The following is a 17,434-nucleotide window of genomic DNA, read 5'->3' on the forward strand; positions in this document are numbered from 1 at the left end:
GCTTTCAAAACAAGCAAGCTTCCAGCAGGGGAACGACAATGGCACTTCATATGAAGCTCAAATCATCCATCGCCGGCGTGCTGATGCTCGCCGGCTTTGGTCTTGCCACCCAGGCCGCCAATGCCGACGCGGTCGATGACATCACCAAGGCCGGCGCCATCAATGTCGGCATTTTCTCGGACTTTCCGCCCTTCTCCTCGGCCAGCGCCGATATGAGCATCAAGGGCTATGACATCGACGTGGCGCAGTTCATCGCTGACCAGCTCAAGGTCAAGCTCAATTTGGTCAGCGTGACCGGCCAGAACCGCATTCCGTATCTTACCGACAAGCGCGTCGATGTCCTGATGAGCGTCGGCTACTCCAAGGAGCGTGAGCAGGTGATCGATTTCGCCGCCGCCTACGCACCCTACTATATCGCCGTGATCGGCCCGGCCGCGCTGAAGGTCGAAGGCAAGGACGACCTCGCCGACAAGTCGATCGCCGTTAACCGCGGCACGCTGGAAGATACGTCACTTACCGAGGCAGCACCCGCCTCGGCCGACATTCGCCGTTTCGACAACTACAATTCCGTCATCCAGGCCTTCATCTCGGGCCAGACCCAGCTGATGGTCGTCGGCAACGATGTCGGCGCTCAGGTGCTCGCCCGCCAGGAGGCACTGAAGCCGGAGCAGAAATTCCAGCTTCTCACCTCGCCCTCGCATATCGGCCTCAACAAGAACGAGGACCGCCTGAAGCAGGCGGTCAACGACGCGGTCGCCAAGATGCTGGCCGACGGCAAGCTGGACGAAAGCTCGAAGGCCTGGCTCAAGACGCCGCTCAATCCCGACAACCTCAAGGATTGACCTCCAGAGCGGCTCCGGTTCTCCTGGAACCGGCACCGCTTTCCGTTTGTCTTGCCGCATTTAGCCCCAAAATGCTCAAGGGTCAGGACCTATCCTCATGGGCTATAACCTGGACTTCGGCTGGCTTGCCGGTGCCGCGGGCGCGATCACGCGCGGTGCAGGCACGACGATCCTGCTGATCGCGGTGACCACACTGGCGGGGACGCTGCTTAGCATCCTCGGCGCGGCAGGGCGGCGAAACGGGCCCGTACTGCTCAAGCGGGCCATCGCCGTCTATGTCGAGGTGATGCGCAACACGCCGTTCCTGGTGCAGCTGTTCTTCATCTTCTTCGGGCTGCCCAGCATCGGCATAAGGCTCGATCCGCTGCTGGCCGCCATGCTGGCAATGACGCTCAACATGGCGGCCTACACGATCGAGATCGTCGGCGCCGGGCTCGACGCGGTGCCGCGCGGGCAGACGGAAGCAGCACTGGCGCTTGGGCTCAGGCCACGTCAGGTGTTCGTCAAGATCGTGCTGCCGCAGGCGCTCAAGGTGATCTATCCGGCGCTGACCAGCCAGATCATCATCATGATGCTGGAGTCCGCCGTGGTGTCGCAGATCGCGGTGCGCGAACTGACCTACGAGGCCGACATGCTGCAGGCGCGCACCTTCCGCGCATTCGAGACGTATTTCGTGGTGACGATCGTCTATCTCCTTCTGTCGATGGGGCTGCGCCGGCTGCTGGTCAGCGGCGGCCGCCGCGCTCTGGGAGCCGGCGTGTCATGATCGAATTCACCTTCTGGGATATTGTCCGAAACCTTGTGCTCGCCGCGCGCTGGACGGTGCTTCTGTCGCTGGCGGCTTTCGTCGGTGGCGGCGTGGTCGGGATGCTCGTGCTGTTCTTCCGGATCGCCAAGAATAAATGGGCGCGACGGCTTGCATCGGGCTACATCGCGCTTTTTCAGGGAACGCCGCTGCTCATGCAGCTCTTCCTGATGTTCTTCGGCCTGCCGATGCTGGGCTTGCGCATCGAACCGTGGACCGCCGCAGCGCTTGGCCTCACCTTTTTCGCCAGCGCCTATCTCGCCGAGATCTGGCGCGGCGGCGTCGATGCGCTGCCGCGCGGCCAGTGGGATGCCGGCGCCAGTCTCGGCCTCCACTATCTGCAGGAACTCCGGCTGATCATCCTGCCGCAGGCGTTCTCGATCACCCGTGCGCCGACTGTCGGTTTCCTGGTGCAGCTGATCAAGTCGACCGCGCTGACCTCGATCATCGGTTTCGAGGAACTGGTCAGGACATCCAACGCGATCAACAATGCGACCTTCGAACCCTTCACCGTCTATGGGCTGGTGGCGCTGATCTTCTTCGTCATGTGTTTTCCGCTGACGCAATATGCACGCAGGCTTGAACGCGCGGCGGCCCGCTGAGCCGCACCGGTCGACCGTCGGGATTCTGCTTCAATGCCCAAAGGAGAGCGGCGGCGCGATCCTGTCGCGCCGCAGCCAGCGGGCCAGAAGCAGCGCCGCCACCACCGCCAGCCCCAACGACAGGCCGATCCAGATGCCGACGCCGTCGAGCCCGGAATAGAAGGCGAGCAGCACGCCGAGCGGCAGGCCGATACCCCAATAGCCGATCGCTGCATAGATCATCGGCACCTTGGTGTCGTGCAGGCCGCGCAACATGCCGGCGGCAACCGCCTGCGCGCCGTCGAAAATCTGGAACAGCGCGGCAAAGGCCAGGAACGACACGGCAAGCCCGATCACCCTGGCATTGGCCGGTTCACCAAGATCGATGAAGGCGCTGATCAGCAGTTGCGGCCACAGGATCATCACCAGCCCCATCAGCGCCATGAACGAGACGCCGATGACAAAGGCGGTCCAGCCGGCGCGGGAAACGCCTTCCGGATTGCCGGCGCCATGGGCGAGCCCGACACGCACCGTCGCCGCCTGGTTGAGGCCGAGCGGCACCATGAAGCTGATCGAGGCGATCTGGATGGCGATGGCATGCGCTGCAAGCGAGGCAGCGTCGATCAGCCCCATGAGAAGGGCTGCCGCGTTGAAGATCGTCACCTCGAAGGCGAGCAGGCCGGCGATCGGCAGGCCGAGCCGCAGCAGGCCCTTGAAGCGCGGCCAGTCGGCCCGCCAGAAGCGCCCGAACAGCTGGTAGCGGCGAAACTTCGGCTCAAGCATCACCACCGCCGCCATGCCGACGAACATCAGCGTGCTGGACAGCGTGGTGGCGAGGCCGGAGCCGGCGATGCCCATTGAAGGAGCGCCGAGATTGCCGAACATGAACACCCAGTTGAAGAAGACATTGCACGCGACGGCAACGAAGACGATGACCAGCGCCCAACCCGGCCGCTCCAGCGCCGAGATAAACGAGCGCAGGACGATATAGCCGTAGAAGGGCAGCACCGCCCATTCGAGCCAGCGCAGGTAGATGCCGGCCTGATGTGCCAGCGCCGGTTCCTGACCCATGGCCAGCAACACGGCCTCGCCGTACCAGAGAAATATCCAGATCGGGATTGAGATGAGGATCGCCAGCCACAGGCCCTGCCGCACGGTGCGGCGCAGATCGCGCACGGAATGGCGACGGCGGCCGAGTTCCGTGGCAATCATCGGCGAGGTCGCCAGCATCAGGCCGAGCCCGAAGATCAGCGGCATGAAATAGAGGTTGGCGCCGAGCGCACCGCTGGCCAGCGTGTCCGGACCCAGCCGCCCCATCATCATGACGTCGGTGGCGGTCATCGCGGTCTGGCCGAGATTGGTGAGCACCATCGGCCAGGCGAGCGCCAGCGTCGCCCTGATTTCCTGACGCCAAAGATTTTCCGGCGCGCGAGCGCCGGCTTCGATCGCAGACATTTTTCGCCTATCCGATTGCGGCGCGTCGGCAAAAAGGCCGGAAGCCGCGTCTCAGCGCGGAATATAGCCGTGATCGGCCCGGATTCCGCATTAACAGCCCGGCTTGTCTACGAAATGGGCAGCTATGGCAAGAGGCTGACTCAGAGGAAGAGTTGAGCCAGCGCGTACGGTCTCATTCCCGCTTGTTTGGAGAGAGCGCAGAAGCCGCTATGGTTGCGTCGCTGACTGACCTGAAGAGCAGGCATGATATCAGATTCCATCGAAAGGCATGCGGATGAGCGCGTTTCCCGAAATCTATCTGGTTCGGCATGGCGAGACGGAATGGAGCGCCTCCGGAAAGCACACCGGCCTGACCGACATACCGCTGACGCCTGCCGGCGAGGAGGCCGCCGGGCGGGTCGCTGAGCAGTTGCAGGGCCTTTCGTTCCAGGCTGTCTGGTCGAGCCCGTCGCAGCGCGCCTTCAAGACTTGTACGCTGGCCGGCTTCGGTTCGGCCGGCGTGAAGAAGGCCGATCTGGCGGAATGGGATTACGGCGCTTACGAGGGGCTGACCACAAAGCAGATCCTCATCGAACGCCCCGGCTGGCGTCTGTTTCGCGACGGCTGCCCTGATGGCGAGGCGGCAGAGGACGTCGGCGCAAGGGCGGATCGGATCATCGACGAGCTGCGTGGCGTCAACGGCCATGTCCTGGTGTTTTCAAGCTCTCATTTCCTGCGGGTGCTGGCTACGCGCTGGCTCGGCCTGCCGCCGCAAAATGGAGCTCTGTTCGTGCTGGATACCGCCAGCACAAGCGTACTCGGCTATGAGCACGACATTAGCGAACCAATTATCCGGCGCTGGAACCAGAGATAGCAGACGCTTTAAAGGCTTGTTCGCGTCTATCTGATTGCGTCCAGCGCCTGCCTCTGCCGGTGCATCTCCAAAAACACACGATAGTCGCGGTCGAACCGGCCGGCGGCCGCCGAATTGGGCTCTCGCGTCTTGCCGCCTTGCTGCATGGCGACGCAGGCGGCGTTCAAATCGGGAAAAAGGCCGGCGGCGGTGGCGGCGATCATGCCGGTGCCGAGCAGCACCGCCTCGTCGGCCAGCGGCTCGACCACCGTGCAGCCGGTGGCGTCGGCATAAAGCTCCATCAGGAGCGGGTTCTTGGTGTGGCCGCCGGTGACATGTAGCGTGTCGATCAGATAGCCGTTCTCGTTCAGGGCTTCCAGCACATGGCGCACGCCTAGCGCAATGCTTACGGCGGTACGCCAATAGAGCTTGCACAAGCTGTCGAAGGAGGAATCCAGCGTCAGCCCGCTGATGACGCCGACGGCATGCGGGTCGGCGAGCGGCGAGCGGTTGCCGTGGAAATCCGGAAGCACATACAGCCTTCCGGCAAGGTTCTCGCCCTCGACGGTGCGCAGTTCGGCAACGCGCCGAGCGATCCTGGCGTGCATGGCGGCATCCGGCTCACCGCCGGCGCCGTGCCAGCGGATGATGTGATCGAGCAGCGCGCCGGTGGCCGACTGGCCGCCTTCCGACAGCCAAAGGCTGGGCAGCGCTGCGCCATAATACGGGCCCCAGACGCCGGCAAAGGGTTGCGGGTCGGGCGACATCGCCATGACGCAGCTCGAGGTGCCGGCGATCAGCGCCAGATGCCGGCCGATGTTGGTTTCATCGCCGGCAAAGCCGCCGAGCACGCCGAGCGCGCCGGCGTAGGCGTCGATGACGCCGGCGCCGACCCGGCATTTTTCGGTCAGGCCAAGCTCAGCCGCAGCTTCCGCACTCAGCCGGCCGAGATCGGCGCCCACCGGGCTGGCCTTGTCAGGCAGATTGCCATGCTCGAAGAGATCGCCGAGCCCGACCGCTTCGAAGAAGTCGTGCCGCCAGCCGGTCTCTTCATGCGCCAGATAGGTCCATTTGGCGGTCAGCGTACATTGCGAGCGGGCGAGCGAACCGGTCGCCTTCCAACCGAGAAAGTCGGCGAGGTCGAATAGATAGCCGGCTTCGTTCCATGTTCCGGGCAGGTTGCGCTTCAGCCACATCAGCTTCGGCGTCTCCATTTCGGGCGACATGACGCCGCCGATATAGTCGAGCACGGTATGGCGGCTTTCGGTGCATTCATCGGCCTCGGCAATGGCGCGGTGATCGAGCCAGACGATGGTGTCCCAGCGCCTGTCGCCCGACACCGAGACGCTGAGCTGGCCACCATCCTTGCCCCGCACCACCAGCGAGCAGGTCGCGTCGAAGGAGATGCCGAGAATGTCCTCCGCTGCCACGCCGGCTTTTTCGCGGGCGGCGCGCACGGCAATGCAGACCGCCGACCAGATATCCTGCGAATCGTGCTCGGCGTGATCGGCCTTCGGCCGGTTCATGACGATCGGGTGCTCGGCGCGGCCGAGCAAGGTGCCTCCGGTGTCGAGAATGCCCGCACGGGCGCTCCCGGTGCCGACATCGACCGCGCAAACGAAACTTTTCGTCAAGGTGTTCTTGCTCTCGCTCCCAGGCCTGCAATCAGATCGGGCAATTGCAGCATGTCAGCGAATATAAAGTCCGGTTCACTCGACGCAAGCCGCGCTTTCAGTGCCGGGTTGCCGGCGTGCGAGCCGCCGGTGAAGGCAAGGACGCGCATGCCCGCCGCCCGTGCCGCCCTGACGCCGGCGGGGCTGTCCTCGACGACGAGACAATTTTGCGGGATCGCTCCCATGTTGGCGGCTGCGTGGAGAAAAAGGTCCGGCGCCGGCTTGCCCCGCGCCACCATGGCGGCGCTGAACAGATGCGGCTCGAGCAGCCCGAGCAGCCCGGTGACGTCGAGCGCATAGCGGATGCGGTCCAGCGTGCCGGAGGAAGCAACGCAGCATGGCATGGCGAGCCTCGGCAGAACCTGCCCGATGCCGGGGATCGGTTTCAGCTCCTCGCGAAATTTGCGCATCAGCTCTACGCGCATCTCGCTCAGGTGCTGGTCGGTGATATCAAGTCCGAAGTCGCGGCCGAGGATTTCGCGGACGTTTTTCATGCTCTTGCCGAGGAAATGCTCATAGGCGGCGTCCTCGCTGACACTGCCGCCGGCGAGCGTGATCATGCTAAGCAGCGCCGAAACGGACAGCCCCTCGCTATCAACCAGCACGCCGTCGCAGTCGAAAATGACCAGTTCAGGCGCCATTCAGAGATTGCCGGCGAGGTAACGCATCAGTGTCGCACGCGCACCATCGGCCCAGAGCGCCTCGAGCGCATGGGCGAAGGCCTCGACGAACGGCGCCGAGCGTCCGACCTCGCCATAGATGTCGTCCATCGCCAGCCAGGCGGCAGGCGTATCCTTTGCCGCCCTGGCGGTCGTCTGCAGCCGGTCCCAGCTCGGATCATTGGGTTGGATGACGACGCCGCTATCTGTGGTGCCGAAGCAGTAGCGGCACCACAGCGCCGATTCCAGCGCCAGGCCGGCGACGCCCTTGCCGGCCTTCAACCGGTCGGCGATGGTCGGGATGATGAATTTCGGCTGCCGGTTGGAGCCGTCGAGGCAGAGCCTGCGGATGGTGTCGCCGATCTTCGGATTGGAGAAGCGGTGCTCAATGAGTTGATAATAGTCCTCCAGCACGGTGTCCGGCACCGGCGGCACGGTCGGGATGATCTCGTCATGCTCCAGTCTGTCGAGAAAGCCGCGCACCAGCGGCTCCTGCATTGCCTCGTGGACGAAATGGATGTCCATCAGCCCGGCCGGATAGGCGATGGTCGCATGACCGCCATTGAGGATGCGGATCTTCATCAACTCGTAGGGCGCGACGTCACTGACGAACTGTACGCCGACCTTTTCCAGCGGCGGGCGGCCGTTGGTGAAACGATCCTCGAGCACCCATTGCCTGAACGGTTCGCAGAACACCGGCCAGTTGTCGTCGAGCCCGAATTCGCTCGAGAGAATGCCACGCTCGCGGTCAGTGGTGGCCGGCGTGATGCGGTCGACCATGCCGTTGGGAAAGGCAACGTTATCGCTCACCCAGGTCGCCAGATCCTCGTCAATCAGCCGGGCGAGGCCGATGACGCCATCGGCGGTGACATGGCCGTTGTGAGGGATGTTGTCGCAGGACATGATTGTGAAGGGCACGATGCCGTCGTCGCGGCGGCGCATCAGCCCGGCAAGAATGATGCCGAAGACAGTTTTCGGCGTTGCTTCCGGCTGCGCATCGGCGACGATGTCGGGATGGGTCGGATTGAACACGCCCGACGCCGGGTCGATGAAGTAGCCACCCTCGGTGATGGTCAGTGAAACGATCCTTATCGCCGGATCGGCAAGCCGTTCTATGATCGCGGCCGCGGCGCCCGGCATCAGGAAGTCGATCATGACACCGGTGACGCGGACGCTCATGTGGCCAGCATCCTGCTCGACCACGGTGGTCAGCCAGTCCTGTTCCTGCAACTTGCCGCGGCCGACCTTTTCGCCCTCGAAGACGCCGGCGCCGATAATTGCCCAGTCGTGGCCGAGGCCCGCATTGAACAGGTCGTCGAGATAGACGGCCTGATGCGAGCGATGGAAGTTGCCGACCCCGAAATGGACGATACCGGCCTTGAGCGCCGCGCGATCATATTTCGGGCCGGCGACCTCAGGCGGAAGCTTGGCGAGGATGGAAGAAGAGAGTTTCACGGTCATCTGCTTTACCCTTTAGCGGGACGGCTCTTCCCCCCGGTGGAGGAGACGGGGAGAAGAGCGCCTTCGCCCCCTCAACTCATCCACTGGCCGCCATCGACATTGTAGGTCTGGGCGACGATGTATTCGGCGTCGTCGCTGGCCAGGAACACCGCCATGCCGGTGAGGTCTTGCGCAGTGCCCATGCGGCCATAGGGCACGGCTTCGCCGACCAGCCTCTTCTTCTCGCCCTTCGGCCGGTTCTCGTATTTGGCGAACAGGGCATCGACATGGTCCCAGTGCTCGCCGTCGACGACGCCCGGCGCGATGGCGTTGACGTTGATGCGGTGCTTGATCAGGTCGAGTCCCGCCGACTGAGTGAGCGAGATAACGGCGGCCTTGGTAGCGCAATAGACGGCGACCAGCGCCTCGCCGCGGCGCCCGGCCTGGCTCGCCATGTTGATGATCTTGCCGCCCCGACCAGCCGCGATCATCGAGCGGGCGGCGGCCTGCAGCATGAACAGCGTGCCGGCGACATTGACGGAAAACAATCTGTCGTAGCTCGCCTTGGTGATCTCGACGATCGGCGCCAGGTCGAACAGAGCGGCGTTGTTGATCAGAATATCCAGCCGGTCGGCCCTTGTCTCGACCGCCTTGACCGCCGCCTCGATCGAAGCGAGGTCGGTGACGTCCAGTTTCACGGCGTAAGCGTTGCCGCCGATCTCCGAAGCGGTCTTTTCGGCGGCTTCGAGATTGATGTCGCCGATGGCGACCATGGCGCCCTCGCGGACATAGGCTTCGGCGAACGCCCTGCCGATGCCGCGCGCCGACCCGGTGATCAGCGCCGATTTACCCTCGAGCCTCATTGCATCATCGCCTTTCCATCGGCGCCGAAGCGGTGCAGCTTGGTCTTGTCCGGCGTCAGATAGATCGTGTCGCCGTGATGGGCGGCCAGTTCGCCGTCGGCGCGCACCGTCAGCGGTCCGACACCGTCGGCCTGCACGTGCAAAAACGTGTCGGAGCCGAGATGCTCGGCGACGCCGACCGTGGCTTTCCATTCGCCTGAAGTCTTCGAGATGTTCATATGCTCGGGACGGATGCCGACGGTCTTGGCGCCATGTTTGGCCGCCGGCGCGCCTTCGATCAGGTTCATCTTGGGCGAACCGATGAAGCCGGCGACGAACAGGTTCTTCGGCGTCTTGTAGAGCTCCATCGGCGAGCCGACCTGTTCGATGTTGCCGGCATTGAGCACGACGATCTTGTCGGCCATGGTCATCGCCTCGACCTGGTCGTGGGTGACGTAGATCATCGTCGTCTTGAGCTGATGATGCAGCTCGCTGATCTCCAGCCGCATGGTGCCGCGCAGTGCTGCGTCGAGGTTGGACAAAGGTTCGTCGAACAGGAAAGCCGATGGCTGCCGTACGATAGCGCGGCCGATGGCGACGCGCTGGCGCTGACCGCCGGAGAGCTGGCCGGGGCGGCGATCGAGATAGTTGGTGAGGTTCAGGATGCGCGCCGCGTCCTTCACCTTCCGATCGATGGTCGCCTGGTCCTCTCCCGCCATCTTTAGCGGGAAGGCGATGTTCTTGGCCACCGTCATGTGCGGGTAGAGCGCATAGGACTGGAACACCATGGCCAGCTTGCGCTTGGCCGGCGCCTCGCCGGTGACGTCGCGGCCGTCGATGTTGATGGTGCCGGCGGTGGTATCCTCCAGCCCGGCGATCAGTCGCAGCAGCGTGGACTTGCCGCAGCCTGACGGGCCGACGAAGACGACGAACTCGCCGTTCTCGATGACCAGGTCGATGCCCGGAATGATGATCGTCGACCCGAACGACTTGGAGACGTGCTTGAGCGTGATGTTTCCCATGGTTTCCTCCCCGAGGGGTTATTTTTCGCCAGATGCTTCGAGCAACGTCGCTACTTCACGGCACCAAATGTCAGGCCGCGCACCAGCTGCTTCTGGCTGAACCAGCCCATGATCAGGATCGGCGCGATCGCCAGCGTCGAGGCCGCCGACAGCTTGGCCCAGAACAACCCTTGAGGGCTTGAGAAGGAACTGATGAAGGCGGTGAGCGGGGCGGCCTCGGTGGTGGTCAGCCGGATCGTCCAGAACGCCTCGTTCCATGCCAGGATGATGTTGAGCAGCATTGTCGAGGCGATGCCCGGCACAGCCATCGGCGTCAGCACATAGACGATCTCGTTCCAGAGCGATGCGCCATCCATGCGCGCCGCTTCCAGGATCTCGCCCGGGATTTCGCGGAAGTAGGTGTAGAGCATCCACACCACGATCGGCAGGTTGATCAGCATCAGCATGATCATCAGACCGATGCGGCTGTCGAGCAATCCGGTATCGCGGAAGATCAGGTAGATCGGGAACAGCACGGCAACGGCCGGCATCATTTTGGTGGAAAGCATCCACATCAGGATGTCTTTGGTCCACTTGCCCGGCGAGAACGCCATCGACCAGGCCGCCGGTATAGCGAAGAGCAAAGCCAGGATAGTCGAGCCGACCGACAGGAACACGGAGTTGAGGAAGAACTTGAAGTAGCCGCTCTGCGCCTCGACCGCGGTATAGCTCTCCGTGGTTCCCGACGGAAACAGGTTGAAGCCCTGGATGGCCTCCTGCTCCGACTTGAACGAGGTGATGATCGTATAGAGGATCGGGAAGAAGATCAGCAGGGCGACGATCCAGGCGGCCGCGGTCGCAATCGTCTTGTGTTGGGTGCTGACTGCACGTGCCATCGTTTCCTCCCTTATTTGTCCAGGTTCTTGCCGACCGCGCGCATGGCGAAGAAGGCGACGATGTTGGCGAGAATGACGGCGAGGATGCCGCCGGCGGATGCCTGGCCGATTTTGAACTCCAGCAACGCCTTCTGGTAGACGAGGAAGGGCAGGTTGGTGGAGGCGTAGCCCGGGCCGCCATTGGTGGTGACGAGGATCTCGGCATAGACCGACAGAAGGAAGATCGTCTGGATCAGGATGACGACGGTGATGGCGCGCGACATATGCGGCAGCGTCAAATAGATGAAGCGGCTGATGAAGCCGGCCCCGTCCATCTCGGCGGCTTCCTTCTGCTCGCCGTCGAGCGACTGCAGGGACGTCAGGAGGATCAATGTCGCAAACGGCAGCCACTGCCAGGCGACGATGATGATGATCGCCAGCATGGGATACTGCCCAAACCAGTCGATCGGCTGCCCGCCGAAGAAGCGCGCAATGTCGGCAAAGACGCCGTATTGCGGATGCATGATCATGTTCTTCCAGACCAGTGCGGCCACGGGCGGCATGACGAAGAACGGCGAGATGACGAGGATGCGGACGATGCCCTGTCCCCACATCGGCTGATCGATCAGCAGCGCCAGCAGGATGCCGCCGATCACCGTGATCAAAAGCACGCTGGCCACGAGGATTAGCGTGTTGAGGATCGACTGCAGGAATGCCGGATTGGAATAGAAAAGGGCGTAGTTCGAGAAGCCGACGAACCCGTCGCGGATCGGATTGAGCGGGTTGTACTGCTGGAAGGAGAACCACAGGGTGAATGCCAGCGGAACGATCATCCAGACGAACAGCAGCACCACGGATGGCGCCATCATGAAGCGGGCAAGCGAACGGGTCTGCTGAGTAGCCATGACGGTCACCCTTCGAGGTCAGCTAAATTCAGAGGCGTGCCAATTTTCAGAGTTTGAAGGTGGCCGCCCGAACTGGGATTCGGGCGGCCCCCTGCTGGTCAAGGTGGGGCCGGCCATGATGGGCAGCCGGCGTTCGCCACCGGGAGGAGCCTACTGGATATAACCACCCTCGGTCATCGTCGCGGTGGCAGCATCCTGGGCCTGCTTCAAGGCGTCGTCGACGCTGGTCTGGCCGGCGAGTGCGGCCGAAAAGAGCTGGCCGACGGTGGTGCCAAGGCCCTGGAACTCAGGGATGGCGACGAACTGGACACCAACATAGGGTACCGGCTTGACGGTCGGATGCGTCGGATCGGCTGCGTTGATCGAGTCCAGCGTCATCTTGGCGAAGGGCGCCGCCTTCTGGTATTCGGGGTTGGCGTACAGCGAGGAGCGCGTTCCGGGCGGAACATTGGCCCAGCCTTCCTTCGATGCGACGAGCTCGAGATAGTCCTTGCTGGTTGCCCAGGACACGAACTTCTGAGCCGCGTCAGCCTTCTGCGTGCCGGCGGGAATGGCCAGCGACCAGGCCCACAGCCAGTTGCCGCGCTTGCCCAAGCCATTGTCGGGCGCCAGCGCATAGCCGACCTTATCGGCGACCGTGGAGTTCTTCGGGTCTGAGACGAAGGACGCAGCGACGGTGGCGTCTATCCACATGCCGCACTTGCCCTGCTGGAACAGCGCCAGGTTTTCGTTGAAGCCGTTCGAAGATGCGCCCTCGGGGCCATTGGCCTTCATCAGGTCGACATAGAACTGCAGCGTGTTCTTCCACTCGGGCTGGTCGAATTGCGGCTTCCAGTTCTCATCGAACCAGCGTGCGCCGAAGGAGTTCGACATGGCGGTCAGGAAGGCCATGTTCTCGCCCCAGCCGGCCTTGCCCCGCAAGCAGACGCCGTTCACGCCGTTGGCGCGATCGGTCATCTTCTCGGCGGCCTGCTTGATGAAGTCCCAGGTCGGCGCGTCGGGCATGGTCAGCCCGGCCTTCTCCATCAGGTCCTTGCGGTACATGACGAAGGAGCTTTCGCCGTAGAACGGTGCCGCATAGAGTTTGCCCTCGACCGAAAGGCCACCGGCGATGGCCGGGATGATGTCCTTGACGTCATAGTCGTCGCCGAGCTTGTCGAGCGGCAGCAGCCAGTTCTGCTTGGCCCAGATCGGAACTTCGTAGGTGCCGATGGTCATCACGTCATACTGGCCGCCCTTGGTGGCGATGTCGGTGGTGACGCGCTCGCGCAGCACGTTCTCCTCGAGCGTGACCCACTGGAGCTGGATATCGGGGTTCTTGGCGGTGAAGTCGTCGGTCAGCGTCTGCATGCGGACCATATCGCCATTGTTGACGGTGGCGATGGTGATGGATTCGGCATGCGCGGCGAACGCAAGGGTGCTGGCCGACAACAGACCCAGGGTGAGCGTGCGAAGTTTCATCAAATTCCTCCCATAGACCAAGCTGAGCATTTGCTTTGGCTGTGAGCAATTACTCATTTTGTGTGATTTATGTCAAGCCGGATTCGTTGCTGCAGCGCAGCACGAAAGCTAGTGCGGCATCCGGTTCGAGACGCGTTCGGGGGTATTTGAAGAACAGTGGGATGGCTATCGGCGCACGCGAAATGCCGGATTTCGGCGCCCACTTGATTGGACAATTGCCGACCTACTGGCCGGCAATCTCAGCCAGGATCCATTCGCGAAAAGCGCGGATCTTCGGCACGTTGCGCCGCGCCTGGGGATAGACCAGCCAGTAGGCGTGGCCGTCGTCGCCGACCAGATCGAAAGGCTGGATCAGGCGGCCATCGGCAAGCTCGGCCTTGAAGAGAGCGGCCGTCACAATCGCCACGCCCTGCCCGGCAATCGCGGCGTTTGCCTCATAGGCCTGCGCCCCCATGCTGGAGCCGGGGCGCTTGGCCAGTTCCTCGACGGGCAGGCCGGCGGCGATAAACCAGTCCCGCCACCAGATGTCGCCGGGATCGAGGATCGGCAGGCGCAACAGGTCGGCCGGCTCCTTCACCCCGCCGATGGTCGCCGCGAGTTTCGGGCTCAGCATCGGCGTGAAGTCCGCATTGAAAAGCTTGTGCACCTCCACGCCCGGCCAGTTTCCGCCGCCCGAACGGATGGCGATGTCGATGTCCTCGCGGGCGAAATCGACGAGGCGGTTCGATGTATCGAGACGCACGGCCAGCGACGGATGCGCGACCTGGAACGAGCCGAGATGCTGCGCCAGCCAGTTCGAGGCAAAGGTCAGCAGCGTCGAGACGCAGAGCATCCCATCGGCGCCGCTGCGCGCCGCGGCATAGGCTCCACCCAACAGGGCGAACGCCTCGCTGACCGCAGGCGCCATGCGTTGCCCGGCCTCGGTCAACACGATCTGCCTTGGCCGGCGCAGGAACAAAGGCGCCCCGACGCGCTCCTCCAGAAGCTTGATCTGATAGCTCGCCGCCGCCTGGGTCATGCCGAGCTCGCCGGCTGCCTTGGTGAAGGAAAGATGCCGCGCCACCGCCTCGAACACCCGGATCGCCTGAAGCGGAGGCAGCTGGGAGACCTGCCGTGACTTGAGTTCAGGCATAAGCCCTCCTTATGGGCCGTGATCGACGTTTGATTGGCAGCAAGGCCCGATCCAGCCGATATTTGAGGTCGACGATCACTCTCGTCCAGAAATAACAAAGGCTGACGATCATGACCACGGTACAGGAAAAGCTATTTCTGACGCCAGGCCGAGACTGGTTTTTGCGGCTGGCGCGGGGATTGGCACGGCACGGACCCAGGAAACGGGCCTATCTCGACATCAGGGAATTGCCGCCGCATCTACAGCGCGACATGGGTTTTCTTGACGGCAACGATCCTTGCGGCCGGCGCAAATAGCCTTGCTGGACTTATCGCAAATCAGCTGGTGGCCAGCAAGGCGGCGGCGGTCCGCTCGTCGGTGATGAGACCGTTGACCAGCCGCCGGTTTACAGCCGCAAGGATGCCCGGCAGTTTCCGCTCGCCCATGGCGAGCGCGATCACCAGCGATTTTTCACGCGACGGCAAAGATGCCGAGGACACTCTGTCATTAGTGATGCCCTCGATCATCCGGCCTTCGCGATCGAACACCCAGCCGACGATCTCAGCGACGCCGCCCGCTTTTTGCAGCGCCCTCAGTTCACTTTCCGAAATGAAGCCGTCCTCGTAAAGCGGCGCCTTGGGGCCGAGATCGCCGATGCCGACGAAGGTGACGTCGGCCTCCGCGGCAAGTGCCAGCGTCGGTTGGATCATCGGTTGGCTGAGCAGCATCTCGCGCTCCTCCGGCGAGGAGGCGATGACCGGCAACGGCATTGGGAAGGAGCGCGCCTTGACCCTGTCGGCCATGGTGAAGATGACGTTGTAGAAAGCGGCCGAACCGTCGGGCGAGATGTTACCAGTCAGCGACACCACCTTGTGCTGCGGACATTCCATCGGCGGCAGCTGCTCGATCGCCGCCTTCAGCGTGCGGCCGGTGCCGATCGCCATGACGATCGGCGTCGGCGAGCGCAACCGTCTTTCGATTTCGGCAGCCGCCGCCACGGCGACGCCGATGGTGGAGGAGGAAGCGGGATCGCTCGGCACCACCTCGACCAGATCGAGCGCGAAGCGCGATTTCAGCCGGGCCGCGAGGTCGAGGCAATTGGCGATGGGGTGGTCGACACGGACCTTGATAAGCCCTTCCGACACCGCCAGCGACACCAGCCGCTGCGCCGTCTGTCGTGAGATGCCGAGCGTCGAGGCGATCTGGTCTTGCGTGTTACCTGCGACATAATAGAGCCAGCCGGCGCGCGCCGCTTCGTCCAGTCTGTTGCTTCCGCTGTCCTGCCGGGAATTCAACTTGCTGCCTCCCTGCCCCCGAGCATCGAGATGGGAGCGCCTTACTTTTACGGGGGAATGAGCTTGTGCGCAATTGCCTATCGGCAGAGCAATTGCTTAGGTGACCACTCGATTTACCTGTGCTGTTTCGAGTGGATGAATTTAGGCGAGCAATTTTTGAAGTGCCGCAATTTTGGTGCAGTCAGGCGCGGCGGTTTATCTCCCGACGCAAACCCTTTAAGGGATTCGGACAAAGGAGCCTCGCATGACGCCGAAAGCGGTTTTCTGGGACATGGACGGCACGCTGGTCGACAGCGAGCCATTGCACGAGGCGGCGCTGATTGCGGCGCTGCACAGCGTCGGCATCGCCGCGCCGCCCGACCTGCATGAGCGGGTGCTCGGCATTGCCGCATGGCCGGTCTACGAAATGCTGCGCGACGAGTTCGGGCTCGACCTGCCCTTCGATGACTGGATCGTGCGTAAATACGACCACTATTTGCCGATGGCCGAGACGCTGAAGCCGCGCCCCGGCGCGATCGAGATCTTCAACGAGCTGCGCGCGCTTGGCGTGGCGCAAGCGGTGGTGTCCAATTCCGACCGGCTGGTCGTCGACGCCAATCTGCGCATGGTCGGTCTTTTCTATCCCGGCATGAAGACGGTCAGCCGCAACGACGTGCGCGAAGGCAAGCCGCATGCCGAGCCGTTCCTGCGCGCCGCATGGCTGGCCGATGTCGATCCGGCCGATGCCGTGGCCGTCGACGACAGCGTGACCGGCGTCACGGCGGGATTGGCGGCGGGGATGAGGACGATCTTCTGGCCGGAAGTGCCTATGGAAGGGCCGCCCGGCGCGATCGTCATCAACAGCGCCGACGAGTTGCGGGCTGAGCTGGGCCTTTAGGCATCAGTTCCGGTAAACCGGCTCCTGCTCGTCGAGGATCGCCTTCAGTTCGGAAAGGTGCCGCTCGGCCTGGCCGGGATAATCTTCCTGCTCCGTTGCTGCCTTCTCCGCGATTTCGTCCGACAGGACCCGCAGCGGTCGGCCGGTCCACAGCGCCTTGATGTAGGTCTCGGCGGCGCGTTCGAAATAGAACATGCGGTTGAAGGTGTCGGCGACGCTATCGCCGATGACCAGCACGCCATGGTTGCCCATGACCATTACCTTGACCTTCGGATCGGTAAGCAGCTGTGAGCAGCGTTCGCCCTCTTCCTCGAAGGCGAGCCCGCCATAATGGCCATCGACGACGTGACGGTTGAAGAAGATCGCCGAGTTCTGGTCGATCGGCGGCAACGTCGAGTCGGCGAGCGAAGCGAGCACCGTGGCGTGGATCGAGTGCACATGCATGACGCAGCGCGCATGACGCACATTACGATGGATGGCGCCATGCAGGCCCCATGCCGTCGGGTCGGGTGCATTCGGGCCGGAGAGCGTATCGGGATCGTTGGCGTCGATCAGCAGCAGGTCGCTCGCCTTGATGCGTGAGAAATGCACCTGGTTGGGATTCATCAGGAACTGCGAGCCGTCATCGTTGACGGCCAGCGAGAAATGATTGGCCACGGCTTCATGCATGTTGAGCCGCGCGGTCCAGCGGAAGGCGCAAGCCAGATCGACGCGCTCCTCGTAGAAGGGCAGGTTGGTCAGCATTTCCTTCTGCAAGCGGGCGATGCTCATCGAAAACCT

18 protein-coding genes are annotated in these 17,434 nt (G+C 63.1%); 6 read left to right on the forward strand and 12 right to left on the reverse strand.

The genetic code is table 11. The annotated features are described in order from the left end of the window. Positions 1-38: 38 nt before the first annotated feature. The 3 genes from ACWTU8_RS14590 to ACWTU8_RS14600 all read left to right on the forward strand — a co-directional run bounded on the left by ACWTU8_RS14590 (position 39) and on the right by ACWTU8_RS14600 (position 2,249). Positions 39-842 (forward strand): transporter substrate-binding domain-containing protein, encoded by an 804-nt coding sequence (locus tag ACWTU8_RS14590; protein WP_128345475.1) that lies wholly within the window; start codon positions 39-41, stop codon positions 840-842. Between the two features lie 97 nt (positions 843-939). Next, positions 940-1,608, forward strand: a complete 669-nt coding sequence (locus tag ACWTU8_RS14595; RefSeq protein WP_455848711.1) for an amino acid ABC transporter permease — start codon at positions 940-942, stop codon at positions 1,606-1,608. Beyond that, the gene (locus ACWTU8_RS14600) at positions 1,605-2,249 is read left to right on the forward strand and encodes an amino acid ABC transporter permease (RefSeq protein WP_287201892.1); all 645 of its coding nucleotides are present in this window, start codon (positions 1,605-1,607) and stop codon (positions 2,247-2,249) included. Before ACWTU8_RS14595 ends, ACWTU8_RS14600 begins: the two co-directional genes overlap by 4 nt. A 30-nt stretch (positions 2,250-2,279) precedes the next feature. Here ACWTU8_RS14600 and ACWTU8_RS14605 read toward each other — a convergent pair whose 3' ends face one another. Then, on the reverse strand, positions 2,280-3,683 hold the full coding sequence (locus tag ACWTU8_RS14605) for an MATE family efflux transporter (RefSeq protein WP_095517539.1): 1,404 nt from the start codon (positions 3,681-3,683) through the stop codon (positions 2,280-2,282). A 274-nt stretch (positions 3,684-3,957) separates the two neighbouring features. On the opposite strand from ACWTU8_RS14605, the gene ACWTU8_RS14610 reads away from it, so the two are divergent. Continuing rightward, positions 3,958-4,536 carry a histidine phosphatase family protein gene (locus ACWTU8_RS14610; RefSeq protein WP_455848712.1) on the forward strand — a complete coding sequence of 193 codons (579 nt, stop codon included), beginning with the start codon at positions 3,958-3,960 and terminating at the stop codon, positions 4,534-4,536. 26 nt (positions 4,537-4,562) lie between these two features. Here the strand turns inward: ACWTU8_RS14610 and ACWTU8_RS14615 are convergent, their stop codons facing one another. From ACWTU8_RS14615 to gcvA, 9 genes are all read right to left on the reverse strand, one after another. Further along, positions 4,563-6,149 (reverse strand): FGGY-family carbohydrate kinase, encoded by a 1,587-nt coding sequence (locus ACWTU8_RS14615; protein ID WP_455848713.1) that lies wholly within the window; start codon positions 6,147-6,149, stop codon positions 4,563-4,565. Further along, on the reverse strand, positions 6,146-6,829 hold the full coding sequence (locus ACWTU8_RS14620) for an HAD family hydrolase (RefSeq protein WP_455848714.1): 684 nt from the start codon (positions 6,827-6,829) through the stop codon (positions 6,146-6,148). Before ACWTU8_RS14620 ends, ACWTU8_RS14615 begins: the two co-directional genes overlap by 4 nt. Next, a complete protein-coding gene (locus tag ACWTU8_RS14625) occupies positions 6,830-8,308 on the reverse strand; it encodes a mannitol dehydrogenase family protein (RefSeq protein ID WP_455848715.1) in 1,479 nt (492 codons plus the stop codon). 71 nt (positions 8,309-8,379) lie between these two features. Then, positions 8,380-9,150, reverse strand: a complete 771-nt coding sequence (locus ACWTU8_RS14630; protein ID WP_455848716.1) for an L-iditol 2-dehydrogenase — start codon at positions 9,148-9,150, stop codon at positions 8,380-8,382. Continuing rightward, the gene (locus tag ACWTU8_RS14635; RefSeq protein ID WP_455848717.1) at positions 9,147-10,151 is read right to left on the reverse strand and encodes an ABC transporter ATP-binding protein; all 1,005 of its coding nucleotides are present in this window, start codon (positions 10,149-10,151) and stop codon (positions 9,147-9,149) included. The genes ACWTU8_RS14630 and ACWTU8_RS14635 overlap by 4 nt, the downstream gene beginning before the upstream one ends. A gap of 50 nt (positions 10,152-10,201) precedes the next feature. Beyond that, positions 10,202-11,026: a carbohydrate ABC transporter permease gene (locus tag ACWTU8_RS14640; RefSeq protein WP_455848718.1), complete on the reverse strand. Its 825-nt coding sequence runs from the start codon at positions 11,024-11,026 to the stop codon at positions 10,202-10,204. A gap of 11 nt (positions 11,027-11,037) precedes the next feature. Further along, entirely contained in the window at positions 11,038-11,910 is an 873-nt protein-coding gene (locus ACWTU8_RS14645; RefSeq protein ID WP_127207932.1) for a carbohydrate ABC transporter permease, read from the reverse strand. 150 nt (positions 11,911-12,060) lie between these two features. Further along, entirely contained in the window at positions 12,061-13,371 is a 1,311-nt protein-coding gene (locus ACWTU8_RS14650) for an ABC transporter substrate-binding protein (protein WP_455848719.1), read from the reverse strand. A gap of 223 nt (positions 13,372-13,594) precedes the next feature. Beyond that, on the reverse strand, positions 13,595-14,503 hold the full coding sequence (gcvA, locus tag ACWTU8_RS14655) for a transcriptional regulator GcvA (RefSeq protein WP_029347193.1): 909 nt from the start codon (positions 14,501-14,503) through the stop codon (positions 13,595-13,597). 110 nt (positions 14,504-14,613) lie between these two features. On the opposite strand from gcvA, the gene ACWTU8_RS14660 reads away from it, so the two are divergent. Beyond that, positions 14,614-14,799: a hypothetical protein gene (locus tag ACWTU8_RS14660; protein WP_455848720.1), complete on the forward strand. Its 186-nt coding sequence runs from the start codon at positions 14,614-14,616 to the stop codon at positions 14,797-14,799. 21 nt (positions 14,800-14,820) lie between these two features. Here ACWTU8_RS14660 and ACWTU8_RS14665 read toward each other — a convergent pair whose 3' ends face one another. Beyond that, the gene (locus tag ACWTU8_RS14665) at positions 14,821-15,777 is read right to left on the reverse strand and encodes a sugar-binding transcriptional regulator (RefSeq protein ID WP_455848721.1); all 957 of its coding nucleotides are present in this window, start codon (positions 15,775-15,777) and stop codon (positions 14,821-14,823) included. Between the two features lie 244 nt (positions 15,778-16,021). Between ACWTU8_RS14665 and ACWTU8_RS14670 the strand changes: the two genes are divergently transcribed. Then, positions 16,022-16,654, forward strand: coding sequence for an HAD family hydrolase (locus ACWTU8_RS14670; protein WP_455848722.1), 633 nt, complete (start codon positions 16,022-16,024; stop codon positions 16,652-16,654). A 3-nt stretch (positions 16,655-16,657) separates the two neighbouring features. Here the strand turns inward: ACWTU8_RS14670 and ACWTU8_RS14675 are convergent, their stop codons facing one another. Beyond that, entirely contained in the window at positions 16,658-17,425 is a 768-nt protein-coding gene (locus ACWTU8_RS14675) for a class II aldolase and adducin N-terminal domain-containing protein (protein WP_029347185.1), read from the reverse strand. Positions 17,426-17,434 lie beyond the last annotated feature (9 nt).

Source organism: Mesorhizobium sp. BHbdii, from assembly GCF_053848045.1.

What these genes read in the sequence shown, in the direction of transcription:
- ACWTU8_RS14590 (WP_128345475.1), top strand. Translation starts at nt 39, where the DNA reads ATGGCACTTCATATGAAGCTCAAATCATCCATCGCCGGCGTGCTGATG.
- ACWTU8_RS14595 (WP_455848711.1), top strand. Translation starts at nt 940, where the DNA reads ATGGGCTATAACCTGGACTTCGGCTGGCTTGCCGGTGCCGCGGGCGCG.
- ACWTU8_RS14600 (WP_287201892.1), top strand. Translation starts at nt 1,605, where the DNA reads ATGATCGAATTCACCTTCTGGGATATTGTCCGAAACCTTGTGCTCGCC.
- ACWTU8_RS14605 (WP_095517539.1), bottom strand. Translation starts at nt 3,683, where the DNA reads ATGTCTGCGATCGAAGCCGGCGCTCGCGCGCCGGAAAATCTTTGGCGT.
- ACWTU8_RS14610 (WP_455848712.1), top strand. Translation starts at nt 3,958, where the DNA reads ATGAGCGCGTTTCCCGAAATCTATCTGGTTCGGCATGGCGAGACGGAA.
- ACWTU8_RS14620 (WP_455848714.1), bottom strand. Translation starts at nt 6,829, where the DNA reads ATGGCGCCTGAACTGGTCATTTTCGACTGCGACGGCGTGCTGGTTGAT.
- ACWTU8_RS14625 (WP_455848715.1), bottom strand. Translation starts at nt 8,308, where the DNA reads ATGACCGTGAAACTCTCTTCTTCCATCCTCGCCAAGCTTCCGCCTGAG.
- ACWTU8_RS14630 (WP_455848716.1), bottom strand. Translation starts at nt 9,150, where the DNA reads ATGAGGCTCGAGGGTAAATCGGCGCTGATCACCGGGTCGGCGCGCGGC.
- ACWTU8_RS14635 (WP_455848717.1), bottom strand. Translation starts at nt 10,151, where the DNA reads ATGGGAAACATCACGCTCAAGCACGTCTCCAAGTCGTTCGGGTCGACG.
- ACWTU8_RS14640 (WP_455848718.1), bottom strand. Translation starts at nt 11,026, where the DNA reads ATGGCACGTGCAGTCAGCACCCAACACAAGACGATTGCGACCGCGGCC.
- ACWTU8_RS14645 (WP_127207932.1), bottom strand. Translation starts at nt 11,910, where the DNA reads ATGGCTACTCAGCAGACCCGTTCGCTTGCCCGCTTCATGATGGCGCCA.
- ACWTU8_RS14650 (WP_455848719.1), bottom strand. Translation starts at nt 13,371, where the DNA reads ATGAAACTTCGCACGCTCACCCTGGGTCTGTTGTCGGCCAGCACCCTT.
- gcvA (WP_029347193.1), bottom strand. Translation starts at nt 14,503, where the DNA reads ATGCCTGAACTCAAGTCACGGCAGGTCTCCCAGCTGCCTCCGCTTCAG.
- ACWTU8_RS14660 (WP_455848720.1), top strand. Translation starts at nt 14,614, where the DNA reads ATGACCACGGTACAGGAAAAGCTATTTCTGACGCCAGGCCGAGACTGG.
- ACWTU8_RS14670 (WP_455848722.1), top strand. Translation starts at nt 16,022, where the DNA reads ATGACGCCGAAAGCGGTTTTCTGGGACATGGACGGCACGCTGGTCGAC.
- ACWTU8_RS14675 (WP_029347185.1), bottom strand. Translation starts at nt 17,425, where the DNA reads ATGAGCATCGCCCGCTTGCAGAAGGAAATGCTGACCAACCTGCCCTTC.